This window comes from Steroidobacter sp. (assembly GCF_016790065.1).
Classification (GTDB): domain Bacteria; phylum Pseudomonadota; class Gammaproteobacteria; order Steroidobacterales; family Steroidobacteraceae; genus Steroidobacter.
This window is the reverse complement of the sequence record NZ_JAEUPY010000023.1, coordinates 1-19,400: the sequence shown is the minus strand read 5'-3', so window position 1 is coordinate 19,400 and position 19,400 is coordinate 1. Positions and strand designations below refer to the sequence as shown.

General features: G+C 62.0%; 24 protein-coding genes. 1 reads left to right on the top strand and 23 read right to left on the bottom strand.

Annotation, left to right across the window (positions count from 1 at the left end):
* The 20 genes from JNL55_RS00845 to JNL55_RS37290 all read right to left on the bottom strand — a co-directional run.
* Positions 1-770, bottom strand: a 770-nt coding sequence (locus tag JNL55_RS00845; protein ID WP_293848290.1) for a 3'-5' exonuclease, incomplete at its 3' end; no start/stop codon positions are given.
* 1 nt (position 771) lies between these two features.
* Positions 772-1,158 (bottom strand): holo-ACP synthase, encoded by a 387-nt coding sequence (gene acpS / locus JNL55_RS00840; protein WP_293848288.1) that lies wholly within the window; start codon positions 1,156-1,158, stop codon positions 772-774.
* Positions 1,159-1,183: 25 nt separating this feature from the next.
* Positions 1,184-1,912 carry a pyridoxine 5'-phosphate synthase gene (gene pdxJ, locus JNL55_RS00835; protein ID WP_293848286.1) on the bottom strand — a complete coding sequence of 243 codons (729 nt, stop codon included), beginning with the start codon at positions 1,910-1,912 and terminating at the stop codon, positions 1,184-1,186.
* Positions 1,913-1,924: 12 nt separating this feature from the next.
* Positions 1,925-2,656, bottom strand: a complete 732-nt coding sequence (gene recO, locus JNL55_RS00830; protein ID WP_293848284.1) for a DNA repair protein RecO — start codon at positions 2,654-2,656, stop codon at positions 1,925-1,927.
* A gap of 10 nt (positions 2,657-2,666) precedes the next feature.
* Positions 2,667-3,584, bottom strand: coding sequence for a GTPase Era (gene era, locus JNL55_RS00825; protein WP_293848282.1), 918 nt, complete (start codon positions 3,582-3,584; stop codon positions 2,667-2,669).
* Complete coding sequence (rnc, locus tag JNL55_RS00820) at positions 3,584-4,255, bottom strand: ribonuclease III (RefSeq protein ID WP_293848294.1); 672 nt, start codon at positions 4,253-4,255, stop codon at positions 3,584-3,586. The genes era and rnc overlap by 1 nt, the downstream gene beginning before the upstream one ends.
* A 27-nt stretch (positions 4,256-4,282) precedes the next feature.
* Complete coding sequence (locus JNL55_RS00815) at positions 4,283-4,660, bottom strand: DUF4845 domain-containing protein (RefSeq protein WP_293848280.1); 378 nt, start codon at positions 4,658-4,660, stop codon at positions 4,283-4,285.
* 59 nt (positions 4,661-4,719) lie between these two features.
* The gene (gene lepB, locus JNL55_RS00810; RefSeq protein WP_293848278.1) at positions 4,720-5,511 is read right to left on the bottom strand and encodes a signal peptidase I; all 792 of its coding nucleotides are present in this window, start codon (positions 5,509-5,511) and stop codon (positions 4,720-4,722) included.
* 11 nt (positions 5,512-5,522) lie between these two features.
* Entirely contained in the window at positions 5,523-7,352 is a 1,830-nt protein-coding gene (lepA, locus tag JNL55_RS00805) for a translation elongation factor 4 (protein WP_293848277.1), read from the bottom strand.
* A gap of 165 nt (positions 7,353-7,517) precedes the next feature.
* Positions 7,518-7,757, bottom strand: coding sequence for a glutaredoxin family protein (locus JNL55_RS00800; RefSeq protein WP_293848276.1), 240 nt, complete (start codon positions 7,755-7,757; stop codon positions 7,518-7,520).
* Positions 7,758-7,808: 51 nt separating this feature from the next.
* The gene (locus JNL55_RS00795) at positions 7,809-8,873 is read right to left on the bottom strand and encodes a MucB/RseB C-terminal domain-containing protein (protein WP_293848274.1); all 1,065 of its coding nucleotides are present in this window, start codon (positions 8,871-8,873) and stop codon (positions 7,809-7,811) included.
* Between the two features lie 32 nt (positions 8,874-8,905).
* The gene (locus JNL55_RS00790; protein WP_293848272.1) at positions 8,906-9,640 is read right to left on the bottom strand and encodes a sigma-E factor negative regulatory protein; all 735 of its coding nucleotides are present in this window, start codon (positions 9,638-9,640) and stop codon (positions 8,906-8,908) included.
* Positions 9,641-9,688: 48 nt separating this feature from the next.
* Positions 9,689-10,279: an RNA polymerase sigma factor RpoE gene (gene rpoE / locus JNL55_RS00785; protein WP_293848271.1), complete on the bottom strand. Its 591-nt coding sequence runs from the start codon at positions 10,277-10,279 to the stop codon at positions 9,689-9,691.
* A 151-nt stretch (positions 10,280-10,430) separates the two neighbouring features.
* Complete coding sequence (locus JNL55_RS00780; protein ID WP_293848269.1) at positions 10,431-10,874, bottom strand: hypothetical protein; 444 nt, start codon at positions 10,872-10,874, stop codon at positions 10,431-10,433.
* On the bottom strand, positions 10,840-11,088 hold the full coding sequence (locus JNL55_RS00775; RefSeq protein WP_293848267.1) for a succinate dehydrogenase assembly factor 2: 249 nt from the start codon (positions 11,086-11,088) through the stop codon (positions 10,840-10,842). The genes JNL55_RS00780 and JNL55_RS00775 overlap by 35 nt, the downstream gene beginning before the upstream one ends.
* On the bottom strand, positions 11,088-11,870 hold the full coding sequence (locus JNL55_RS00770) for a succinate dehydrogenase iron-sulfur subunit (RefSeq protein WP_293848265.1): 783 nt from the start codon (positions 11,868-11,870) through the stop codon (positions 11,088-11,090). Before JNL55_RS00770 ends, JNL55_RS00775 begins: the two co-directional genes overlap by 1 nt.
* Before the next feature lie 2 nt (positions 11,871-11,872).
* Entirely contained in the window at positions 11,873-13,657 is a 1,785-nt protein-coding gene (gene sdhA / locus JNL55_RS00765) for a succinate dehydrogenase flavoprotein subunit (RefSeq protein WP_293848263.1), read from the bottom strand.
* Positions 13,654-14,040 carry a succinate dehydrogenase, hydrophobic membrane anchor protein gene (gene sdhD, locus JNL55_RS00760; RefSeq protein ID WP_293848262.1) on the bottom strand — a complete coding sequence of 129 codons (387 nt, stop codon included), beginning with the start codon at positions 14,038-14,040 and terminating at the stop codon, positions 13,654-13,656. The genes sdhA and sdhD overlap by 4 nt, the downstream gene beginning before the upstream one ends.
* Positions 14,037-14,429, bottom strand: a complete 393-nt coding sequence (sdhC, locus tag JNL55_RS00755) for a succinate dehydrogenase, cytochrome b556 subunit (protein ID WP_293848261.1) — start codon at positions 14,427-14,429, stop codon at positions 14,037-14,039. Before sdhC ends, sdhD begins: the two co-directional genes overlap by 4 nt.
* 37 nt (positions 14,430-14,466) lie before the next feature.
* Positions 14,467-14,667 carry a DUF1674 domain-containing protein gene (locus tag JNL55_RS37290; protein ID WP_415922976.1) on the bottom strand — a complete coding sequence of 67 codons (201 nt, stop codon included), beginning with the start codon at positions 14,665-14,667 and terminating at the stop codon, positions 14,467-14,469.
* A 214-nt stretch (positions 14,668-14,881) separates the two neighbouring features.
* Here JNL55_RS37290 and JNL55_RS00750 point away from each other — a divergent pair, with 214 nt between their 5' ends.
* Positions 14,882-15,703, top strand: coding sequence for a YgfZ/GcvT domain-containing protein (locus JNL55_RS00750; protein WP_293848260.1), 822 nt, complete (start codon positions 14,882-14,884; stop codon positions 15,701-15,703).
* Positions 15,704-15,736: 33 nt separating this feature from the next.
* Here the strand turns inward: JNL55_RS00750 and lysS are convergent, their stop codons facing one another.
* The 3 genes from lysS to JNL55_RS00735 form a co-directional block, all read right to left on the bottom strand.
* A complete protein-coding gene (lysS, locus tag JNL55_RS00745) occupies positions 15,737-17,275 on the bottom strand; it encodes a lysine--tRNA ligase (RefSeq protein WP_293848292.1) in 1,539 nt (512 codons plus the stop codon).
* Positions 17,276-17,280: 5 nt separating this feature from the next.
* Positions 17,281-18,376 (bottom strand): peptide chain release factor 2 gene (prfB, locus tag JNL55_RS00740; RefSeq protein WP_293848259.1). Its coding sequence is split into 2 segments (ribosomal slippage): positions 17,281-18,312 and positions 18,314-18,376, totalling 1,095 coding nucleotides; the frame shifts between segments, so codons are not numbered across the junction.
* 66 nt (positions 18,377-18,442) lie between these two features.
* On the bottom strand, positions 18,443-19,400 hold a 958-nt coding region (locus JNL55_RS00735), incomplete at its 5' end, for a DHHA1 domain-containing protein (protein ID WP_293848258.1).

Below are 19,400 nucleotides of genomic sequence, written 5' to 3'. Positions count from 1 at the left end.
GGCATTGGCCACGCCTCCAGAAACTCCTGGAAATGCGGCTTGCCCGCAGCGGCGAGCACCTCTCTCACACGCGTCACTTCGGCCTGATACTCTTCGGGATTCAACCGACCTCGCATCATTTCGAATCGTAAAAACACCAGGAACGTGTTCAGCACGTCGGTCTCGCAGTAATTGCGGATCTGATCGAGCTGGCCGTCGGTATAGGCGTCCCACACCTTGTCGCCGCTCATACCCAACTTGCCGGGCAAGCCGAGCAACATCGCGGCCGCCTGCAAGCTGACTCGCGCGCGCCCTTGGAAGCTCGACAGCACATCCATCAAATCCAAATGCCGCGAGTGATAGCGATTGAGATAGTTGTTCCAACGGAACGCCTGATCCTCGTCGCCCGATTCCCAGTAGCGCGGCGCCACGATGCCGTGACGAAGCGCGCGATAGTGCAACACCGGCAAATCGAAGCCGCCGCCGTTCCAGGACACTAGATCCGGCGTGTACTTATCGATGCCGTCATAGAAGCGCTGGATGATTTCCGCTTCGGAAGAGTTGGCATCGCCGAGCGACCACACTTTGAAGGTATCGCGCGAACGCAGCGCCACCGAGATACAGACGACGCGCTGTTGCTCGTAAGAAAGAAATTCGCTGCCCGATTCCTCGCGCCGCTTGGCCTGCATGACATAGCCGACCTGCTTGTCGCTCAGGTCGCCCAAGTCATAAATGCGCCGACCCAACTCGACGTCGGGAATGGTTTCAATGTCGAACACGAACACAGGCATTTCAAGAATTCCGTCGCATCAATATGGCCACTGCCACCACCAATCCCGCTTCATCCGTCAAAGTAATATGACCTTCGCCGATGCCGAGCCGCTCGCGCAATTGCTGGCCTTTTTCCGACCAGATGATGTCGGGCCGGCCGAACTCGTTCGCAGCCACCCCCACATCGCGAATCCACAACCCGTGCCGGAAGCCGGTGCCCATGGCTTTGACGATGGCTTCCTTGGCAGCGAAACGCATGGCGAGAAAGCGCGCGTTGCGGGTTTGCGCGCGATAAGCATCCGCCTCGGCAGGCATCAACAGACGTTCGACGAAGCGCTCGCCGAACTTCTCATGTAAGCGCTGGATGCGTTGAATCTGCACGACATCGGTGCCGATGCCGAAAATCATGGTCGTAACGACCCAACGCGCAAGATCACCGTCCGGCTCGAGCCTGCAGCATCAGGCGTTTCATCTCCGACACCGCCGGCGCCAGACCGTGAATCACGGCGTGCGCGACGATGGCGTGCCCGATGTTCAATTCGACGATTTCGGGGATCACGGCGATGGGCTGCACGTTGTGATAGTGCAAACCATGGCCGGCGTGCACCGTGAGCCCGAGCCCGGACGCGTGGCGAGCCGCGACTTGGATGCGCTTGAGCTCTTTGGCCTGATGAGCGCCGCTTGCTTCGGCATAAGCGCCGGTATGCAGTTCGACCACCGGCGCGCCGACGCGGACTGCGGCTTCGAGCTGCGCGGGCTCCGGATCGATGAACAACGAAACGCGAATGCCCGCCTCACCCAGCCGAGCGCAGATCTGCTGCAGCGAGTCCTGCTGGCCGAGCACGTCCAGACCGCCTTCGGTCGTAACTTCGGTGCGCTTCTCGGGCACCAGGCAAACGTCGGGAGGCCGCACTTCGAGCGCGATCCGCAGCATTTCGTCGGTGGCGGCCATTTCCAGATTGAGGCGGGTCTGCAGCGCGTCCTTGCACATGCGCACATCGCGGTCCTGGATATGCCGCCGGTCTTCGCGCAAATGAATGGTGATGCTATCCGCCCCCGCTTGTTCGGCGATCAGCGCCGCGAACAGGGGATCAGGATAGGTAGTGCGGCGCGCCTGACGCAGCGTGGCCACGTGATCGACATTGACACCGAGGTGAAGCATCCAAGAATGCTGTCATTTTCCCTTTCGCAACGCCAGCATCACTTGCCGAGTGCGCAGTTCCCGGCCGTCCAGGCAGCGGTCCAACGCCGCTCGTAACAGGCGCCTGGCGTCGGCACACACATGCGCATCGGCCAACTCCTCGCGTCCCAACGACAGCAACGTTGCGCCTGAATAAACCGCGCCGCTCTCGGCCACGCCTTCGACGCGCACCGGCCCCTGCTCCATACGGTAGTGATAGGAGGCGTCCGGCTCGAGCGGCGCGTCGTCGTGCGCATCCCGTTCCAACGCGAGTCCGTAGCCGATGGCTTCGAGCAGGCGTTTTTCGAACAGCCGCAACGGTCGAATCGCGTCCTGGAGTTTCAAATCGTCGATGGTCTGCGCATACAGCGCGAATACGTCGGGATGACTATCGTGACGGGCGAACAGCTTCAGCAGCAGCTCGTTCAAATAGAACCCGTGCACCAGCCGGTCGGAAGGCAGCGGCGTCATCGTGCCATCGAATTCGGCGCCAGTGAGCTGTCCCGCCTCGCCTCGCCCGCTCCATGACACCAGCAGGCGATTGAACGGCTGCAGGATGGGCAGTAACGAACCGCCGGCTTTGCTACCGCCACGCGCACCGCGAGCGAACACGGACACGCGGCCATGATCGCGGCTGAATAATTCCAGAATCCGGCTGGTGTCCCGGTACGGCCGATGATGCAGAACGTAGGCCGGTTGTAGCTGAATGCGGCGCGCGTCGCTCACGCCCGCCGCCTCACATCTCGTAGCCGAGCTGCTTCAGCGCCATTTCGTTGTCCGACCAGTTCTCCTTGACCTTCACCCACAGCTCCAGGTGCACCGGCTGGCCGAACAGATTGGACATTTCGATGCGTGACGAGCGGCCGACTTCCTTGAGCTGTTCGCCGCCCTGGCCGATCACGATGGCTTTCTGGCCAGTGCGCTCCACCCAGATCACGGCGTTGACCAGCAAGCGCCCATCCTCTTCCTTGAACTGCTCGATGGCCACGGTCAGGCCGTATGGCAATTCCTGGTGTAAACGAAATGTGAGTTTCTCGCGCACGATCTCGGCGGCCTGGAATTCCGGGCTGCGATCGGTGACCTGATCGGGCGGGAAATGCGGCGGCGACAGCGGCAAATGCTTGGCAATGATGGCCGGCAGTTGTTCCAGATTGTTCTTCTTGAGTGCCGACAGCGGCACCACTTCGACAAACTCGGCGCGCCGGTTCAATTCCTGGATGAACGGCAGCAAACGTTCGCGCGGATGCACCTTATCGAATTTGCTCAGCACCAGAATGATGGGCCGCTTCTGCTCTTGCAGAGCTTCCAGCACCCGCTGGTCTTCCTCGCTCCAGCTCAACGACTCGACCACGAACAAATTCACATCGGCATCGGCCAGCGACGACAGCGCGGCGCGGTTCATGTGACGGTTCATGGCACGGCGCGCGCCTGAATGGATGCCCGGCGTATCGACGAACACGATCTGTTCTTCGGCGCGCGTCAGGATGCCCAGGATGCGATGGCGCGTGGTCTGCGGCTTGGGGCTGACGATGCTGACCTTGCGGCCGAGCATGGCGTTCAGCAACGTCGACTTGCCGACATTGGGACGCCCGACGATGGCCGCGAAGCCACAGCGATAGGTGTCGGGATAGGAAGATGTCGGATCGAAAGTCATCAGCTGGAAATTCCCTGAGTCTCGTTGAATGCCGCCAGCAACAGCTGCGCGGCGGCCTGTTCAGCCCGGCGGCGGCTCGGGCCGCTCGCGGACACCTTCAGGCCCAGCGAGCTCACCGCACAGCGCACCTGGAAGACCTGATTGTGCGCCTCGCCGGAAATGGTTTCGACTGCGTACGATGGCAAGGGCAAACCGCGGGCCTGCAGCGCCTCCTGTAAACGCGTCTTGGGATCTTTCAGTTCGGCCGCGCTCGGCAATCGATCCAGGCGTGGCACCAGCAGCCGTTCGACGACGCCGGCCGCAGCCTCGAACCCGCCATCCAGATAGACGGCGCCGAACAGCGCCTCCAAGGCATCGGCCAGGATGGATTTGCGTCGGAAACCGCCGGACTTGAGCTCGCCCGAGCCCAGCCGCAGCTGGCTGCCCAGGTCGATCTCGGCGGCGATCACCGCCAGCGCCTCGCCGCTTACCAGGCTGGCGCGGAAACGGGACAGATCGCCTTCGTCGGCGGTGGCGAATTCGCGGAACACCAGTTTGGCGACCACGCAGTTGAGCACCGCGTCGCCCAGGAACTCCAGGCGCTCGTTGTGCGCCCCGCCGGCGCTGCGATGCGTGAGCGCCGACTCCAGCAATGCTGGGTCGCTGCACTCGTACCCGAGCTTGTCACGCAACCATTCGCGAGCGGTCTTCAATTCGTACTAGGTCCCCGGCAGGCCTGCGTCGCCAACCGGCACGGTCTTGTCGAAATCGGCGACTAACGACACGTTACCGACGAAAGGCACTTCGGCTCGATACCAGGCGCGCATCGTAAAGCCTTTGTTGGCTCGAACGATTTGCACGTCCTTGGCGTCGATGGTCTTGATGTCCTCGACGGCCCAGCGGCGGATCAGCGAAGTGCGCAGCGTCTCCATGCTGCCGCCGGAATTTTCCTTGGCTGTTTGGTCCAAGGCACGGGCCACCGCCATGTACTCCAGGTACACGGGCACCAGGCGCATGGCCGCGAAAAGCGCGACGCCCAGAATGGCCACAATGGTCAAAATGCCCAGCAACGTGGCACCGCGCTGACGAGATCGCATGCTTCCGAACTCCGCTAACAGCCTGTCATAAGGCCCGAATGTCGCGAAAGATACTCCAATCAGCGGATCGGATCGCCGATCCGGTCCCAGATTGGCGCCGACGGCAGGTCCCAGTTGAGCCAGATGCGCACCGCTTTACCCACCAGATTACGTTCCGGCACGAAGCCGACTTCGAAAAAGCGGCTGTCCCGGCTGTTGTCCCGGTTGTCGCCCATGAAGAAGTAATGGCCGGCCGGCACGATCTCGTCATAGTCCCGGGCTTCCCGGCCCGGCAGGTACAGCACCTGGTGGTCGCGGCTGCCCAGATGTTCGGTGGCCAGCTGCGCGCCGTCGTGGCCGTGGCCTTCGTAGATACCGACCATGTCCACTTTGACGCGCTCGCCATTGATGTACAGGTTCTGGCCGCGCACCACCACGTGGTCGCCCGGCAGGCCGACCAGGCGCTTGATGTAATTGGTGGCCGGATCCTTGGGCAGGCGGAACACGATCACGTCGCCCCGCTCCGGCTCGCCGATGGCCACCACCTTGGCATTGAGCACCGGCAGGCGCAGACCGTAGGAGAACTTGTTGACGAAAATAAAATCGCCATCCAACAAGGTCGGCATCATCGAGTCGGACGGAATGCGGAACGGCTCGAACAAGAACGAGCGGATCACCAGCACGATCAGGATCACCGGGAAGAACGAGCGCGCGTACTCCACCAGCAACGGCTCGCGGATGTTGTCGAGCGCGATGCCCTTGGCGCTGGCAGCAGCCACGCGCTTGGGTTTGAACGCCAGCGAGTCGATAGCCCAGATCACGCCGGTCAACAACGTGGCCGCGACCAGGATGAAAGAGAAGTCGAAGATCATGCTTTGCCTGCTTATTCTTTCTTGGCCTTGCCTACCTGCAACACCGCCAGGAAGGCTTCCTGCGGGATCTCGACCGAGCCCACCTGCTTCATGCGCTTCTTGCCTTCCTTCTGCTTCTCCAACAACTTGCGCTTGCGCGACAGGTCGCCGCCGTAACACTTGGCAGTGACGTTCTTACGCAGCGCTTTCACCGAAGCGCGGGCCACGACATGACTGCCGATGGCCGCTTGCACGGCGATCTCGAATTGTTGCCGGGGAATCAGTTCCTGCATCTTGTCGACCAGCTCGCGGCCCTTCGAATACGCGTGATCGCGATGCACGATCAAGGACAACGCATCGACCCGGTCGCCATTGATCAGCACGTCGAGCTTGACCAGCGGCGCAGTCTCGAAACGATTGAACTCGTAATCGAACGACGCGTAGCCGCGGCTCACCGACTTCAAGCGGTCGAAGAAATCCAGCACCACTTCGGCCATCGGCATTTCGTATTGCATGGACACCTGGTTGCCGACGTACAGCAACTTGGTCTGGCGGCCGCGCTTCTCCGTACACAACGTGATCACCGAGCCGACGTATTCCGGCGGCAGCAGGATGTTCGCTGTGATGATGGGTTCGCGCAGATCTTCGATCTCGTTACTGGGCGGCAGCTTCGAAGGATTGTCGACGTAAACCGTGTCACCGTCGGTGCGCAGAATTTCGTATACGACGGTCGGCGCGCTGGTGATCAGCTCGAGGTTGTACTCGCGCTCCAGCCGTTCCTGCACGATGTCCATGTGCAACAGCCCGAGGAACCCGATGCGGAAACCGAAGCCCAGTGCGGTCGATACCTCCGGCTCATAGTGCAGCGCAGAGTCATTTAGCTTGAGCTTGGCCAACGCGTCTCTGACATTTTCGTAATCGTCGGACTGCACCGGAAACAAGCCGGCGAACACGCGCGGCTGGACCTGCTTGAAGCCGGCCAACGCTTCGCTGGCAGGACGACTGTCCAGCGTGATGGTGTCACCCACCGGCGCGCCGTTGATCTCCTTGATGCCGGCAATGACGAAGCCCACCTCGCCCGCTTCCAACGTTTCGCTGGGTTTGGACTTGGGCGTAAAGCGGCCGAGCTTGTCGACCTGATGCGCGCGGCCCGTAGACCACACGCGAATCTTCTGCCCCATGCGCAACGTGCCATTCATCACGCGCACCAGCGACACCACGCCGACGTAATTGTCGAACCACGAATCGATGATCAACGCCTGCAGCGGCGCGTCCGAATCGCCCTTCGGCGCGGGGATGCGTGCCACCAACTGCTCGAGCAGTTCCGGCACATTCTCACCGGTCTTGGCACTGACCCGAATCGCGTCACTGGCCTCGATACCGATGATCTCCTCGATCTCCTTGATGACCCGGTCCGGATCGGCCGAAGGCAGATCGATCTTATTGAGCACGGGCACCACTTCGAGCCCCTGCTCGAGAGCCGTGTAGCAGTTCGCCACGCTCTGCGCTTCCACGCCTTGAGCCGCGTCCACCACCAGCAATGCGCCATCGCACGCAGCCAGCGATCGGGAAACCTCGTAAGAGAAGTCCACGTGGCCCGGCGTGTCGATCATGTTCAGCTGGTAGGTTTCACCGTCGCGCGCTTTGTAGCGCAGCGACACGCTTTGCGCCTTGATGGTGATGCCGCGCTCCCGCTCCAGGTCCATGGAGTCGAGCACTTGAGCTTCCATCTCGCGGTCTTCCAGTCCGCCGCACAGCTGGATGAATCGGTCCGCCAGAGTGGACTTGCCATGGTCGACGTGGGCGATGATCGAAAAGTTGCGTATACGCTTTGATTTCGTTGAAGAATTATCCGCTGTCATGACTTCAACTTCGCAGCTGCGCAGCCCTGGAGCCACATAGCCTGGAATGATTTCCTCCGATCGATTGGGGCCCGCGCGACAACAACCGCCCGAGGCCGAGGCCGGGGAGCATTCGCAGTCGAAACACTAACTGGGGCACTGAATTGGCGATGATACCCTACCGGGTTATCGCCGGCTTGCTTGCAGCCGTTCTCGGTCCAGACGGTAGTCGCACACGAAGTCGCCGTCGGCGAGCAGCACCGGCACGCGGTGACCGTACTTACGCACCAACTCCGGATCCTGATCAACGTCGACCACGCTGACTTGCGCAGCCTCGGCGGGACTCAATTCCTCGGCAAGTTCAGCGAGCAGTTGCTCGCACAGACTGCATTCGGCACGGCTGAGAACGGTCCACTGAGTGGCCATGAATTATAGGAATGCTTGGCAACGCGCCCGCGGCTGAAGGCGCGATTTGAATTATTGCTGAGGCGGCGAACTCGGCTGATGCGCCTGAGATGGCGGAGCCGGCAGTGCCGGTGCCGCAGCTTTGGCTTCGGCGGCGTTCTTGGCCTCGTCCTTGGTGACGCTGGCGGCAATCGCTTCCACGGTCACCGGCGGCACTTCGCCCACGGCCGTGACTTGATGACCGTCGAGCGCACGCGAGAACGCGAACGCTGCGCCCACCTTCGCCAGCCCCTTCATGGGCTGCGCTTGCGGATCGCTAGGCTCGATGAACACCGAGACCGACGCCAAGCCATCCGAATAGACCAGGTGCTGCACCGGAACGCTGGAACCGGCGATCAGCTGAATACGCCAAGCCGTCAGCCGGAAGCCGGCTGGCAGACGAATCACGCCCCAACCGCCGACCTGAGTCGCCGCCATCTGCGGCTGCGCGTCCTGACGGATCCAGCGAAAACCTTCGGCGGAAATGGACGGCTTGAGACTGTCGGCGGGAATACGGTCGCGGAAGTTCAGTTCCGCGAACAGGATCTGTTCGATAACGTTGCCGTTTCTATCGCACAGCTGCGACTTCAGCGGCATGGCGGTCTCGTCGTCCAACCACAGCCGATAGCCGTAGCGGAATTGGTCGCGCGGCGTGACATTGATCACTTGCGTGCGGCGACCCAACGCCTTGGTGAACGGACCACGTTCGATGTTGTAGTGAGCTTCGAGCTCTTCGTTGTACGCCGGCACGGCCGCGAGCAACGTGTTGTCGTCGGTGCGCTTCTCCACCAGCACGGTGCGGCGGTCCGGCAGATAACAAACGACTTCAGTCTGGTTCCGAATGATTTCGCGGCCGCTGCCATCGAGCGACACCAAACGCTCGGTCACCTTGCCCTTGTCGACGCGGTGATAGATGCGCATCGATTCGGAACGCGAATCGCGTAAATGGAAAAAGCGGCCTTCGTAATTCCGCGTGGCCAGCGCTTCGGACATGCGCTCCAACCATTGGCGGGCTTCGCGATCGCCGGCAGTAGCCGTGGAGGCCACGGCCAACATGGCTGCGATCAGGCTCACCGGCCAGCGCATCGAGCGTCTCATCAAGGGGGGGACTGTAGCGAGCAACGCAGCCATCAACGTTCCGAAGTACCGTCTTCGCCGTTGGAAATCTTGATCTCAGCCTCGCCCGACTCGAGGGCTTCGGCTTCCTGGTCATCCGCCAGCACTCCGCTCAATACCGAGCGACGGCCGAGCGGCGACGAATATTCACTGTGCGCGACCACGTAGTTGGTCAGGCGAGTTGCGGGGACGAACGGGGAGCTGGTGGTCCCGGTCGGCACCACATAGCTCGACTCGGCGTCGGTCGACGCAATGGCGGTCGAGTCGTTGGCGGCCGATTGATTGGCAGCCACCAATTGCGCGCCCACTGGCGCCAGATCGGGTTGGCCCATGGGCTGGAAGCTGAGCACAGCGACCGCCGCAACACCGGCAGCGATGGCCATACCGACCGCCGGCCGCAAATAGCGAACCGTGGCCGGCGAGACTCGGGAGCTGCGCGCGGCAGCCGCCGGCGCCTGGATAATTTCAGGGGTAATTTGGGGATTGAATCGAGACCGGCTGGCACCGGGAATCTGCACGGCGGCCTGGGCCGGTTCGGCGGCCACCGCAGCCATCACTTTGCTGGCGAAGTCGCGGGAGGCGACTGCCGGGCGTTCGGCCCGCATGGCCTCGCCGATGAGCGAAAAGCGGCCGACGGCGGCACGCAGTTCAGCCTCCCGCCCTACCCGCTGCAACAGCAGGTCGAGCTCCGCCGGCGGCAACTCACCGTCCAGGCAGGCAGAAAGCTGTTCGTTCAGGGCATCCGTCATGCTGTCTCCACGCTCACCACATCGGCCAACATTGCCAGCAAATCCCAATCAATCAAGCAGCGGTTTAAGCTTCTTGTCGATGGCCTCGCGCGCCCGAAAGATTCGGGACCGCACCGTGCCCACCGGACAATCCATCGCCTCAGCGATCTCCTCGTACGACAACCCTTCCAACTCGCGCAACACGATGGCGGTGCGCAGGTCTTCGGGCAATTCCTCCATGGCCTGTTCGACCACGGTACGAATCTCGTCCGTCAGCAGCACCCCTTCGGGAGTATCCGCTTCCTTCAGCTTGGCCTGCCGGTCGTACTGGTCCGGGTCCTGCAGGTCCAAATCGAAATCCACCGGCCGGCGCCGCTGCGACACCAGGGCGTTTTTGGCGGTATTGATCGCGATCCGATACAGCCATGTATAAAACGCACTGTCACCGCGGAACGAAGCCAACGCCCGATAGGCCTTCAGGAACGCCTCTTGGGCAACATCCTCGGCCTCGGCGGCGTCGTTGACGAAACGACCCACCAGCTTCAGCACCCGATGCTGGTACTTGAGCACCAGCAGATTGAACGCCCGCTGGTCGCCCGCCTGTACGCGCCGAACCAACTCATGATCGGTGTCATCGGGGGTCGTCGGAGTCGTCGTCAAGCGCCCGCTCCCTGCCTGGCAGGCGGAAGCGCGCTCATCGGCAACGCCGTGACTGGTCTCATAGACTGATGGGGCGCGGGAAAGTTCGCCGCGACATAAGCGGTCCTGAACACTAGCTGAGCGATTGCGTGACGGCGGTCAAGAATCATCGTCACAGACCCGCGTCCAGGCGTAGGCGCACAGCCAGGCGCCGCAGTTCAGCGGGTAGGACATCGCCCTGCAAAATCAACATGAAACGTCGTTTGGGCCGGCCGGCAGCGCTGTGCCAACCCAGCCACAGCCAATGGCTGCCGACACGCGAGTGTTCAGACAAGGTGGCCGGAGCCGCCTGGGCGCCCTGCTCGAGCAGCCAGCGGCCGTCCGACGAACGGCTGACATGGGTCAGCCGGCGGACACCGCCGAGCCATCCATGCCACCACAGACCGGCGGCCACGATGCTCGCGGCAAGGATGGAAATTTCAGCGGCAGTCACGGTAGGCAGTGGCAGGAGGTGGGTAGCAAGGATGGGGGCCAGCAATGCCAGCGCGCCGAGCCAACGCTCGGAGCGGCGGCCGCGGACGTTAATCGTCAGCGTTGCGGAGTCTGGCAATGACATGCGCCCAATCCGGATCTACCGGCACCTCGCGTTGCACTACATAGGCGAACAGCTGCGGGTCGGGCGCTTCGAGCAATGCTACGAAGGCCTGTTGTTCGGCAGCCGGGGCGGAAGGATACCGTTCCTGGAGATAGCGTTCGAGCAGCACGTCCAACTCGCGCATGCCCCGCCGGCAACGCCAGCGGAGTTGACCCACGGCTGGAGCGCCACTCATCAGTGCCGCCGCTCCGCCATCTTCTTCTTGATCTCGGCAATGGCCTTGGCCGGATTCAAGTCCTTCGGACAGGCCTCGGTGCAGTTCATGATGGTATGGCACCGATACAGCTTGAACGGATCTTCCAGCGCATCCAGGCGTTCGCCGGTGGCCTCGTCGCGCGTGTCGACGATCCAGCGATAAGCCGCCAACAACGCCGCCGGGCCCAGGTAGCGATCGCCGTTCCACCAGTAGCTCGGGCACGAGGTCGAACAGCAGGCGCACAGAATACAGGCCGCCGGCTTGTCGATCTTTTCTTGGTCTTCCTTGGTCTGCAACCGCTCGCGATCCGGCGGTGCCGGCGTGCGTGTCTGCAGCCACGGCTTCACCGAAGCGTACTGGGCGTAGAAGTTGGTCAGATCCGGCACCAGGTCTTTGATCACCGGCATGTGCGGCAACGGATAGATCTTCACCGTGCCCTTCACATCTTCGGTGGCGCGCGTACAGGCCAGCGTGTTCACGCCGTCGATGTTCATCGCGCACGAACCGCAGATGCCTTCGCGGCAGGAACGACGGAACGTCAGCGTCGGATCGATCTCGTTTTTGATCTTGATCAGCGCATCCAACACCATCGGACCGCACGAGCCCATGTCGACTTCGTAGGTGTCGTAGCGCGGGTTCTGGCCGGACTCCGGATCGAAGCGATAGATGCGGAAGCTCCGCACGTCTTTCGCTCCCGCCGGGGCCGGATAGTTCTTGCCGACGCCGACGACCGAGTTCTTGGGAAGACGGAATTGGGCCATGGTCAGTACACCCTCGCCTTGGGCGGAACGGGCTCTACGTCAGTGGTCAATGTGTTCAAGTGCACCGGGCGGTAATCCAAGCTCACCTGCCCCTGCGGACTCACCCACGACAGCGTGTGTTTCATCCAATTCACGTCGTCGCGATTCGGGAAATCTTCGTGCGCGTGCGCGCCGCGGCTTTCCTTGCGGTTCTCGGCAGAGTTCATGGTCGCCACCGCCTGGCTCAACAAGTTGTCGAGTTCCAGCGTTTCGATCAGGTCGGTGTTCCACACCATGCCGCGATCGCTGACGCTGACTTCGGCAAAGGTGCTGAACACCTGCTGCATCTTGCCCACGCCTTCCTTGAGCGAGTCGGAGGTGCGGAACACGGCCGCGTGGTTCTGCATCGTGCGCTGCATGTTCAGGCGGATCTCCGCCGTCTTCAGCGAACCCTTGGCGTTACGGAACTTGTCGATGCGGCTGACCGCGAAGTCGCCGGCATCCTTGGTCAATGGCCGATGTTTGGTATTCGGTTTGACGATCTCGGCCGCATGCCGTGCCGCTTCGCGGCCGAACACGACCAAGTCGAGCAACGAGTTCGAGCCGAGACGATTGGCACCGTGCACGGACACGCACGCCGCCTCGCCCACCGCCATCAAGCCCGGCACCACGGTGTCGGGGCTGCCGTTCTTCAACGTCACCACTTCGCCGTGATAGTTGGCCGGGATGCCGCCCATGTTGTAGTGAACCGTCGGCAGCACTGGAATCGGCTGCTTGGTCACGTCGACACCAGCGAAGATCTTCGCGGTCTCGGCAATACCCGGCAGACGTTCGTGAATCACTTCGGCACCGAGATGCTCGAGGTGCAGATAGATGTGATCTTTGTGAGCGCCGACGCCGCGGCCGTCACGAATTTCCATGGTCATGGAACGGCTCACCACGTCGCGCGACGCGAGGTCTTTCGCGTTCGGCGCGTAGCGCTCCATGAAACGTTCGCCCTGCGAGTTGCGCAGAATGCCGCCTTCGCCGCGCACGCCTTCAGTGATCAAACAGCCCGCGCCGTAAATGCCGGTGGGATGGAACTGCACGAACTCCATGTCCTGCATCGGCAAGCCAGCGCGCAACACCATGCCGCCGCCGTCGCCGGTACAGGTGTGAGCTGACGTACAAGAGAAGTACGCGCGACCGTAGCCGCCGGTGGCCAGAATCGTTTGATGACCGAGGAACCGATGCACCGTGCCGTCCGACATGTTGATGGCGACGACGCCACGGCACTCGCCGTTTTCCATGATCAGATCGACGGCGAAATATTCGATGAAGAACTGCGCTTCATGCTTCAACGCCTGCTGATACAACGTATGCAACATCGCGTGACCGGTACGGTCAGCAGCGGCGCAAGTACGCTGCGCGGTGCCCTTGCCGTAATGCGTGGTCATGCCGCCGAACGGACGCTGATAGATGCGGCCATCGTCGGTGCGCGAGAACGGCACGCCGTAATGTTCGAGTTCGATGACGGCGCCAGGCGCCTCTTTGCACATGAACTCGATGGCGTCCTGATCGCCCAGCCAGTCCGACCCTTTGACGGTGTCGTACATGTGCCAGCGCCAATCGTCCTCACCCATGTTGCCGAGCGCGGCGCTGATGCCACCCTGCGCGGCCACCGTGTGACTACGCGTCGGGAACACCTTGGTGATACACGCCGTCGACAGACCGGAATGCGCCAGACCGAAAGTAGCGCGCAGCCCGGCACCGCCGGCACCGACGACTACCACGTCGTAGTAATGATCGATGAATTGATATGCGCTCATTGCGCGCTCCCGAAGGCCACGCGCAGCACGGAGAAGATGCCGAGAGCGCCCAGAACGATGTGAAGGAACTGCAGGACCAGCATGGTGACGATCTTGGTGCCGTGATTACTCACGTAGTCCTCGACCACCACCTGCACGCCGAGCAGCGAGTGATACAGCGACGTGCCGACCAGCAATGCCAACAGCACCGCGTTCACCGGCGAGGCCAGCCACGCCACCAGGGTGGTGTAAGCCAGATCGGGCAAGTGCACCAACGAGAACACGAACCACAAGCCGAGCAGCACCAGCGCCACCGACGTGACTCGCTGAGTCCACCAGTGACCCACGCCCTCGCCGGCCGAGCCTAATCCCAATACCCGACCGACCGGACTGCGCAGACTCATGCCGCACCTCGCGTGAGCAGGAACCACAGCACCGCCGTGAGCAGCAGCGCGCCGATGAATGCAAGCCAGCCGCTGGCACGCGCCTTGGATTTTTCGAAGCCATGACCGGCATCCCACACCAAGTGCCGCACGCCGTTGAGCAAGTGATAAAAGAACCCGAACGTGAAGCCGACCAGCGCCAGCTTGGTCAGCGGGTGCACGAACACCACGTAAGCTCGCGAGTAAGCCTCGGGACCGCTGGCCAGAGACACCAGCCAATACACAAACAACAACAGTCCGACGGTGAGTGCGCAGCCGGTGAGCCGGTGCAGGATCGATAGCGTATTGGTGTACTGCCAGCGATACATCATGAACGGCGACAGCGGCCGTTCGAACTTGGGATTGCTCATGTGATTTATGCCTGACGCTTGCGCAATCTGCGATGAATTAAAAATCGATGCAGCGGCCAGACTTTTCCCAATCGCCGAAGCGGGTCGGCTCCGGCCCGTCACGGCCGCCGATTTCTGTCGGAGCAACTGGCGCGGAACCTGTTTGACCGGCCTCGGTCACTGTATCGGTGGCGGTCACGGTTGTGGGCGCCGGACCGGCCCCGGGCACTGACTCCGACCGCGAATTTGTGTCTGCCATGGAACCGGACGATGATGGCGGGTGACCGTTTCGAACGGCCGGTAGTGTGCCAGAAGCACCACCGCCCCGGAACGGCGCGCTATTCGTTTGTCGCGAGGCTTGATTTCGGATTTCACGAATGTCTGCCCCTATTGCTGTCCCGGCCGCTGCCGGACTGAATTCCCCCGGCCCGAGCCACGCTTTGCCCCTCCCTGGAGCTGTGCAGTTGACCCGTTTGGCCGCGATTATGGTCAGCGGCGCGGAGGCGCGCAGTTATTTGCAAGGTCAGCTGACGGCCGATTTGGACACGCTCGATTCGAATCGAGTGCAGCTGGCCTGCTGCAATTCCCCGCAGGGGCGCGTGCAGGCGGTGTTCTGGCTGTTGGCCCGCGCCGAGGGCATCGCCTTAGTTCTGCCTGCGACGATGGTCGACGCTACGGTGCTTCGGCTGCGTAAATATGTTTTACGAGCCAAGGCCAAGATTGAGCCGGCGAAGCAGTTGCAGGTCGCGGTCGCCTCTGCCCTGCCCCCGGATGTGACTTTGTCCCCGGACCTGTCGCATCGTGAAATCGATGGGCTCAGCTATTTCAAACTGCCCGGCGTATCGGACGTTCTGGTGCTCGGGGCGTTCGAGGCTGCTGTGGATGCTGCTCGTGAGCAGCAATGGCATGCGTCGTTCGTGCGCGCTGGGTTGCCGCAGGTTTATTCGGAGACCCACGAAGCGTTCGTGGCGCAGATGCTGAATGTCGATTTGCTCGGTGGCATCAACTTTGAGAAAGGTTGCTACACCGGCCAGGAGATCATCGCCCGCGCCCATTTCCGTGGCACCGTCAAACGACGCATGTTTCTTTTTCATTCCGCCGGCGCGGTACCTATCCCCGGCTCGCGTGTGCTCGCCGGCGAGCAACACGCTGGTGAAGTTGTCGACGCTGCCGCGACTGCGGATGGCTGCAACCTGCTCGCTGTTGTCAGCCTCGCGCAGCTCAACAGCGAACTTCACATCGACGGCCAGACGGCGCCGCTAACGCGGCAGCCTCTGCCGTACTCGATGGAATGACCGTTCGGGCTGCGTTCCCGCTCGTCCGTCGTCTCAGGTTTCCGGCCGCATGTACGGGAACAACAGCACATCCCGAATCGACGCCGCGTTGGTGAACAACATCACCAAGCGATCGATACCGATGCCCAAGCCCGCTGTCGGCGGCAAGCCGTATTCCAACGCTCGAATGTAATCGGCGTCGTACTGCATGGCCTCTTCATCACCCGCCGTCTTGCGGGCCAATTGATCCTTGAAGCGCTGCGACTGATCCTCGGGATCGTTCAACTCCGAGAAGCCATTGGCAATCTCGCGACCGCCGATGAAGAACTCGAAACGATCGGTGATGAACGGATCCGAATCGTTACGGCGCGACAGCGGCGACACCTCGGTGGGATAGCCGTACACGAACGTCGGCGCCAGCAAGCGATGCTCGGCGGTCTTCTCGAAAATCTCGATCTGTAACTTACCCGCTCCATCGCCCTGCCCGTACGGCACGCCGATGCGATCACAGTGAGCTCGCAAGTACTCCACATCCCGTAGCTTGGCGCGCTCGATGCCAGGATTGAAATGCACCACCAGGTCCTCGACCGTCACGCGACGGAACGGCTGATCGAAGTCGAACACCTCGCCCTGATACTCGATCTGCCGCTTGCCGAGCACGGTGTCGCACAAGCCCTGGCAGACGCGTTCCACCAGGTTCATCAAGTCGGTGTAGTCGGCATACGCCTGGTACAACTCCAGCATGGTGAATTCGGGGTTGTGTCGCGTCGACACGCCCTCATTGCGGAAGTTGCGATTGATCTCGTACACACGCTCGAAGCCGCCAACCACCAGACGCTTCAGATAAAGCTCCGGCGCGATGCGCAGATACAAATCGATGTCAAGCTGGTTGTGATGCGTGACGAACGGCCGTGCTACGGCGCCGCCGGCAATCGCTTGCATCATGGGCGTTTCGACTTCGAGGAAGTCGAGCGCATCCAGATAATCACGCAGGTACTTCACGATGCGCGTGCGCGTACGGAACGTCTGCCGGCTTTCCGGGCTGACGATTAGATCGACGTACCGCTGGCGATAGCGCGTTTCCTGATCCGACAGACCGTGCCACTTGTCCGGCAGCGGCCGCAGCGACTTGGTCAACAACCGCAGCTTATCCACCTTGACCGACAGTTCACCGGTCTTGGTGATGAACAGCGTGCCTTCGGCGCCGAGCACGTCGCCCACGTCCCAAGTCTTGAACTCGTCGTACACAGTGCCGATGGCGGCGCTCTGCAGGAACAACTGAATCTCGCCGGTGCGATCCGCGATCTTGGCGAAGCTGGCCTTGCCCATGACGCGCTTGGTCATCATGCGGCCGCCGACTTTCACACGCACCGTGTTCTGATCGAACCACGTCGGCTCGCGATCGCCGTAAGCCACCAGCAACTGGTCGGCCAGCGCGTCGCGACGGAAATCGTTCGGGTAGCCGTTGGCGCCCGGGCCGCGCAATTTGTCGAGCTTGGCGCGGCGCTCGGCGATCAGTTTGTTTTCATCGACCGCTTCGGCGGCCGGTGCGGCACCCGTAGCGGTGCCGGCATTCTTGGTGTTTTCAGACATAATTTTCACAGTCCCTGCTTCAGGCTGGCTTCCAGGAACGGATCCAGATCGCCGTCCAGCACCTTGTCGGTGGCGCCGATTTCGACGTTGGTGCGCAAATCCTTGATGCGCGACTGATCCAGCACATAGGAACGAATCTGGTTGCCCCAGCTCACGTCCGACTTGGCGTCTTCGAGCACCTTGGCGGCGGCGTTACGCTTGTTCACTTCCAGCTCGTACAACTTGGCCTTGAGCATCTTCATGGCCTTGTCGCGGTTCTTGTGCTGGCTGCGCTCGGCCTGGCAAGCCACCACGATGCCGGTGGGCATGTGGGTGATACGCACGGCTGATTCGGTCTTGTTGACGTGCTGACCGCCGGCGCCGCTGGAACGGTACACGTCGGTCTTCAGATCGGCCGGATTGATATCGATCTTGATGTTGTCATCGACTTCCGGCGAGACGAACACCGAAGCAAACGAAGTGTGCCGGCGCGCATTCGAGTCGAACGGCGACTTGCGCACCAGGCGATGCACGCCGGTTTCGGTGCGCAGCCAGCCATAGGCGTATTCGCCGCTGAAATTGATGGTGCAGCTCTTGATGCCGGCGACTTCGCCGTCGCTGACTTCTTCGACCTCGGTCTTGAAGCCGCGTTGATCGCCCCAGCGCAGGTACATGCGCATCAGCATCTGCGCCCAATCCTGGGCCTCGGTACCGCCGGCGCCCGCCTGGATGTCCAGGAAGCAGCTGTGCGGATCCATCTCGCCCGGGAACATGCGCTGGAATTCCAGCTTCTTCAGGTGCGCATCCAGGTTCGCCAGATCGCGCTCCACATCGGCCACCGTGCTGGGCTCGTTCTCGGCAATCGCCATTTCCAGCAGCTCTTCGGCGTCGCGCAGGCCATTGGTGGCCTTGTCCAGCGTGCCGACGATTTGCTCCAGGCGCGCGCGTTCCTTACCCAGCTCCTGGGCTCGGTCGGGCGTATTCCAGATGGCGGGGTCTTCCAGCTCGCGGCTTACTTCCGCGAGACGATCAGCCTTGGTGTCGTAGTCAAAGAAACCTCCGGAGCGCCCCGCTGCGCTCGGTGAGGTCTTCGATAGAACGGCGGATGGGATTGGTTTCCATGTCGGGAGCGGGCGTCAGTCGCGGGCAATTCGCTTGCGGGACCGCGATCCTAACAAAAATGGGCGCCTAAAGGACCCGCAAATACTCCACCACCAGCTGCAGCCGTTCCGAGCCGTTGAAGCGGTTCACGTCCAGGCGGTAGGCCAATTCCACCCGGGAGTCGGCTTGCACGTGGGGCGCGTCGTCGTGGTCGAAGTGACGGAACGCGATGGCTTCGCAGCTGGTAGCGGCCTGGATCGGACCGTCGCCGGACACACTGCGTACCTCCAGCTTCAGGTGGCGCTCGCCGAGAATGCGCACGTTACGCACCTCGAAACAGCCATCGAACAGTGGCTCCGGGAAGTTCTGACCCCACGGCCCGGCCTGCTGCAACAGCCGCGCGACGTCCAGCGTCAGCTCCTCCTCTTGCAAGCTGCCGTCGGAATGCACCACGCCGATGGTGTCGTCGATGCTCATCCAGCGCCGCACCTCGGCATCAAACTCGGCCTGAAATGTTTCCAGCGTGGCCGCCGGCAAGGTCAGCCCCGCCGCCATCGCATGCCCGCCGAACTTCTCGATCAAGCCGGGATGGCGAGTCGCGACCGCATCGAGCACGTCACGGATGTGTACGCCTGAAATGGAGCGCGCCGAACCTTTCAGCGTATTCGCGTCGGCACGGGCCAACGCAATCACGGGCCGATTCACCCGCTCCTTCACGCGCGACGCCACCAAGCCCACGACGCCCTGATGCCACGACTCATCGAACAAACAAAGCCCCAGCGGTAGCTGTGGATCTTCAGCGCGCATGTCGGCGATGGCCAGCAGCGCTTCCTGCTGCATTTGCAGCTCCAGTTCTTTGCGATCGCTATTCAACTGCGTCAAACGCGCGGCCAACAAGCGAGCAGCCTTCGGATCGTCGGTCAGCAAACATTGAATGCCGATGGACATGTCGTCGAGCCGGCCGGCAGCATTCAAGCGCGGCCCGATCTGAAATCCCAGATGCGAGGCGACCACGTTGGACGCAATACAATTGGCCGCTTCCAGC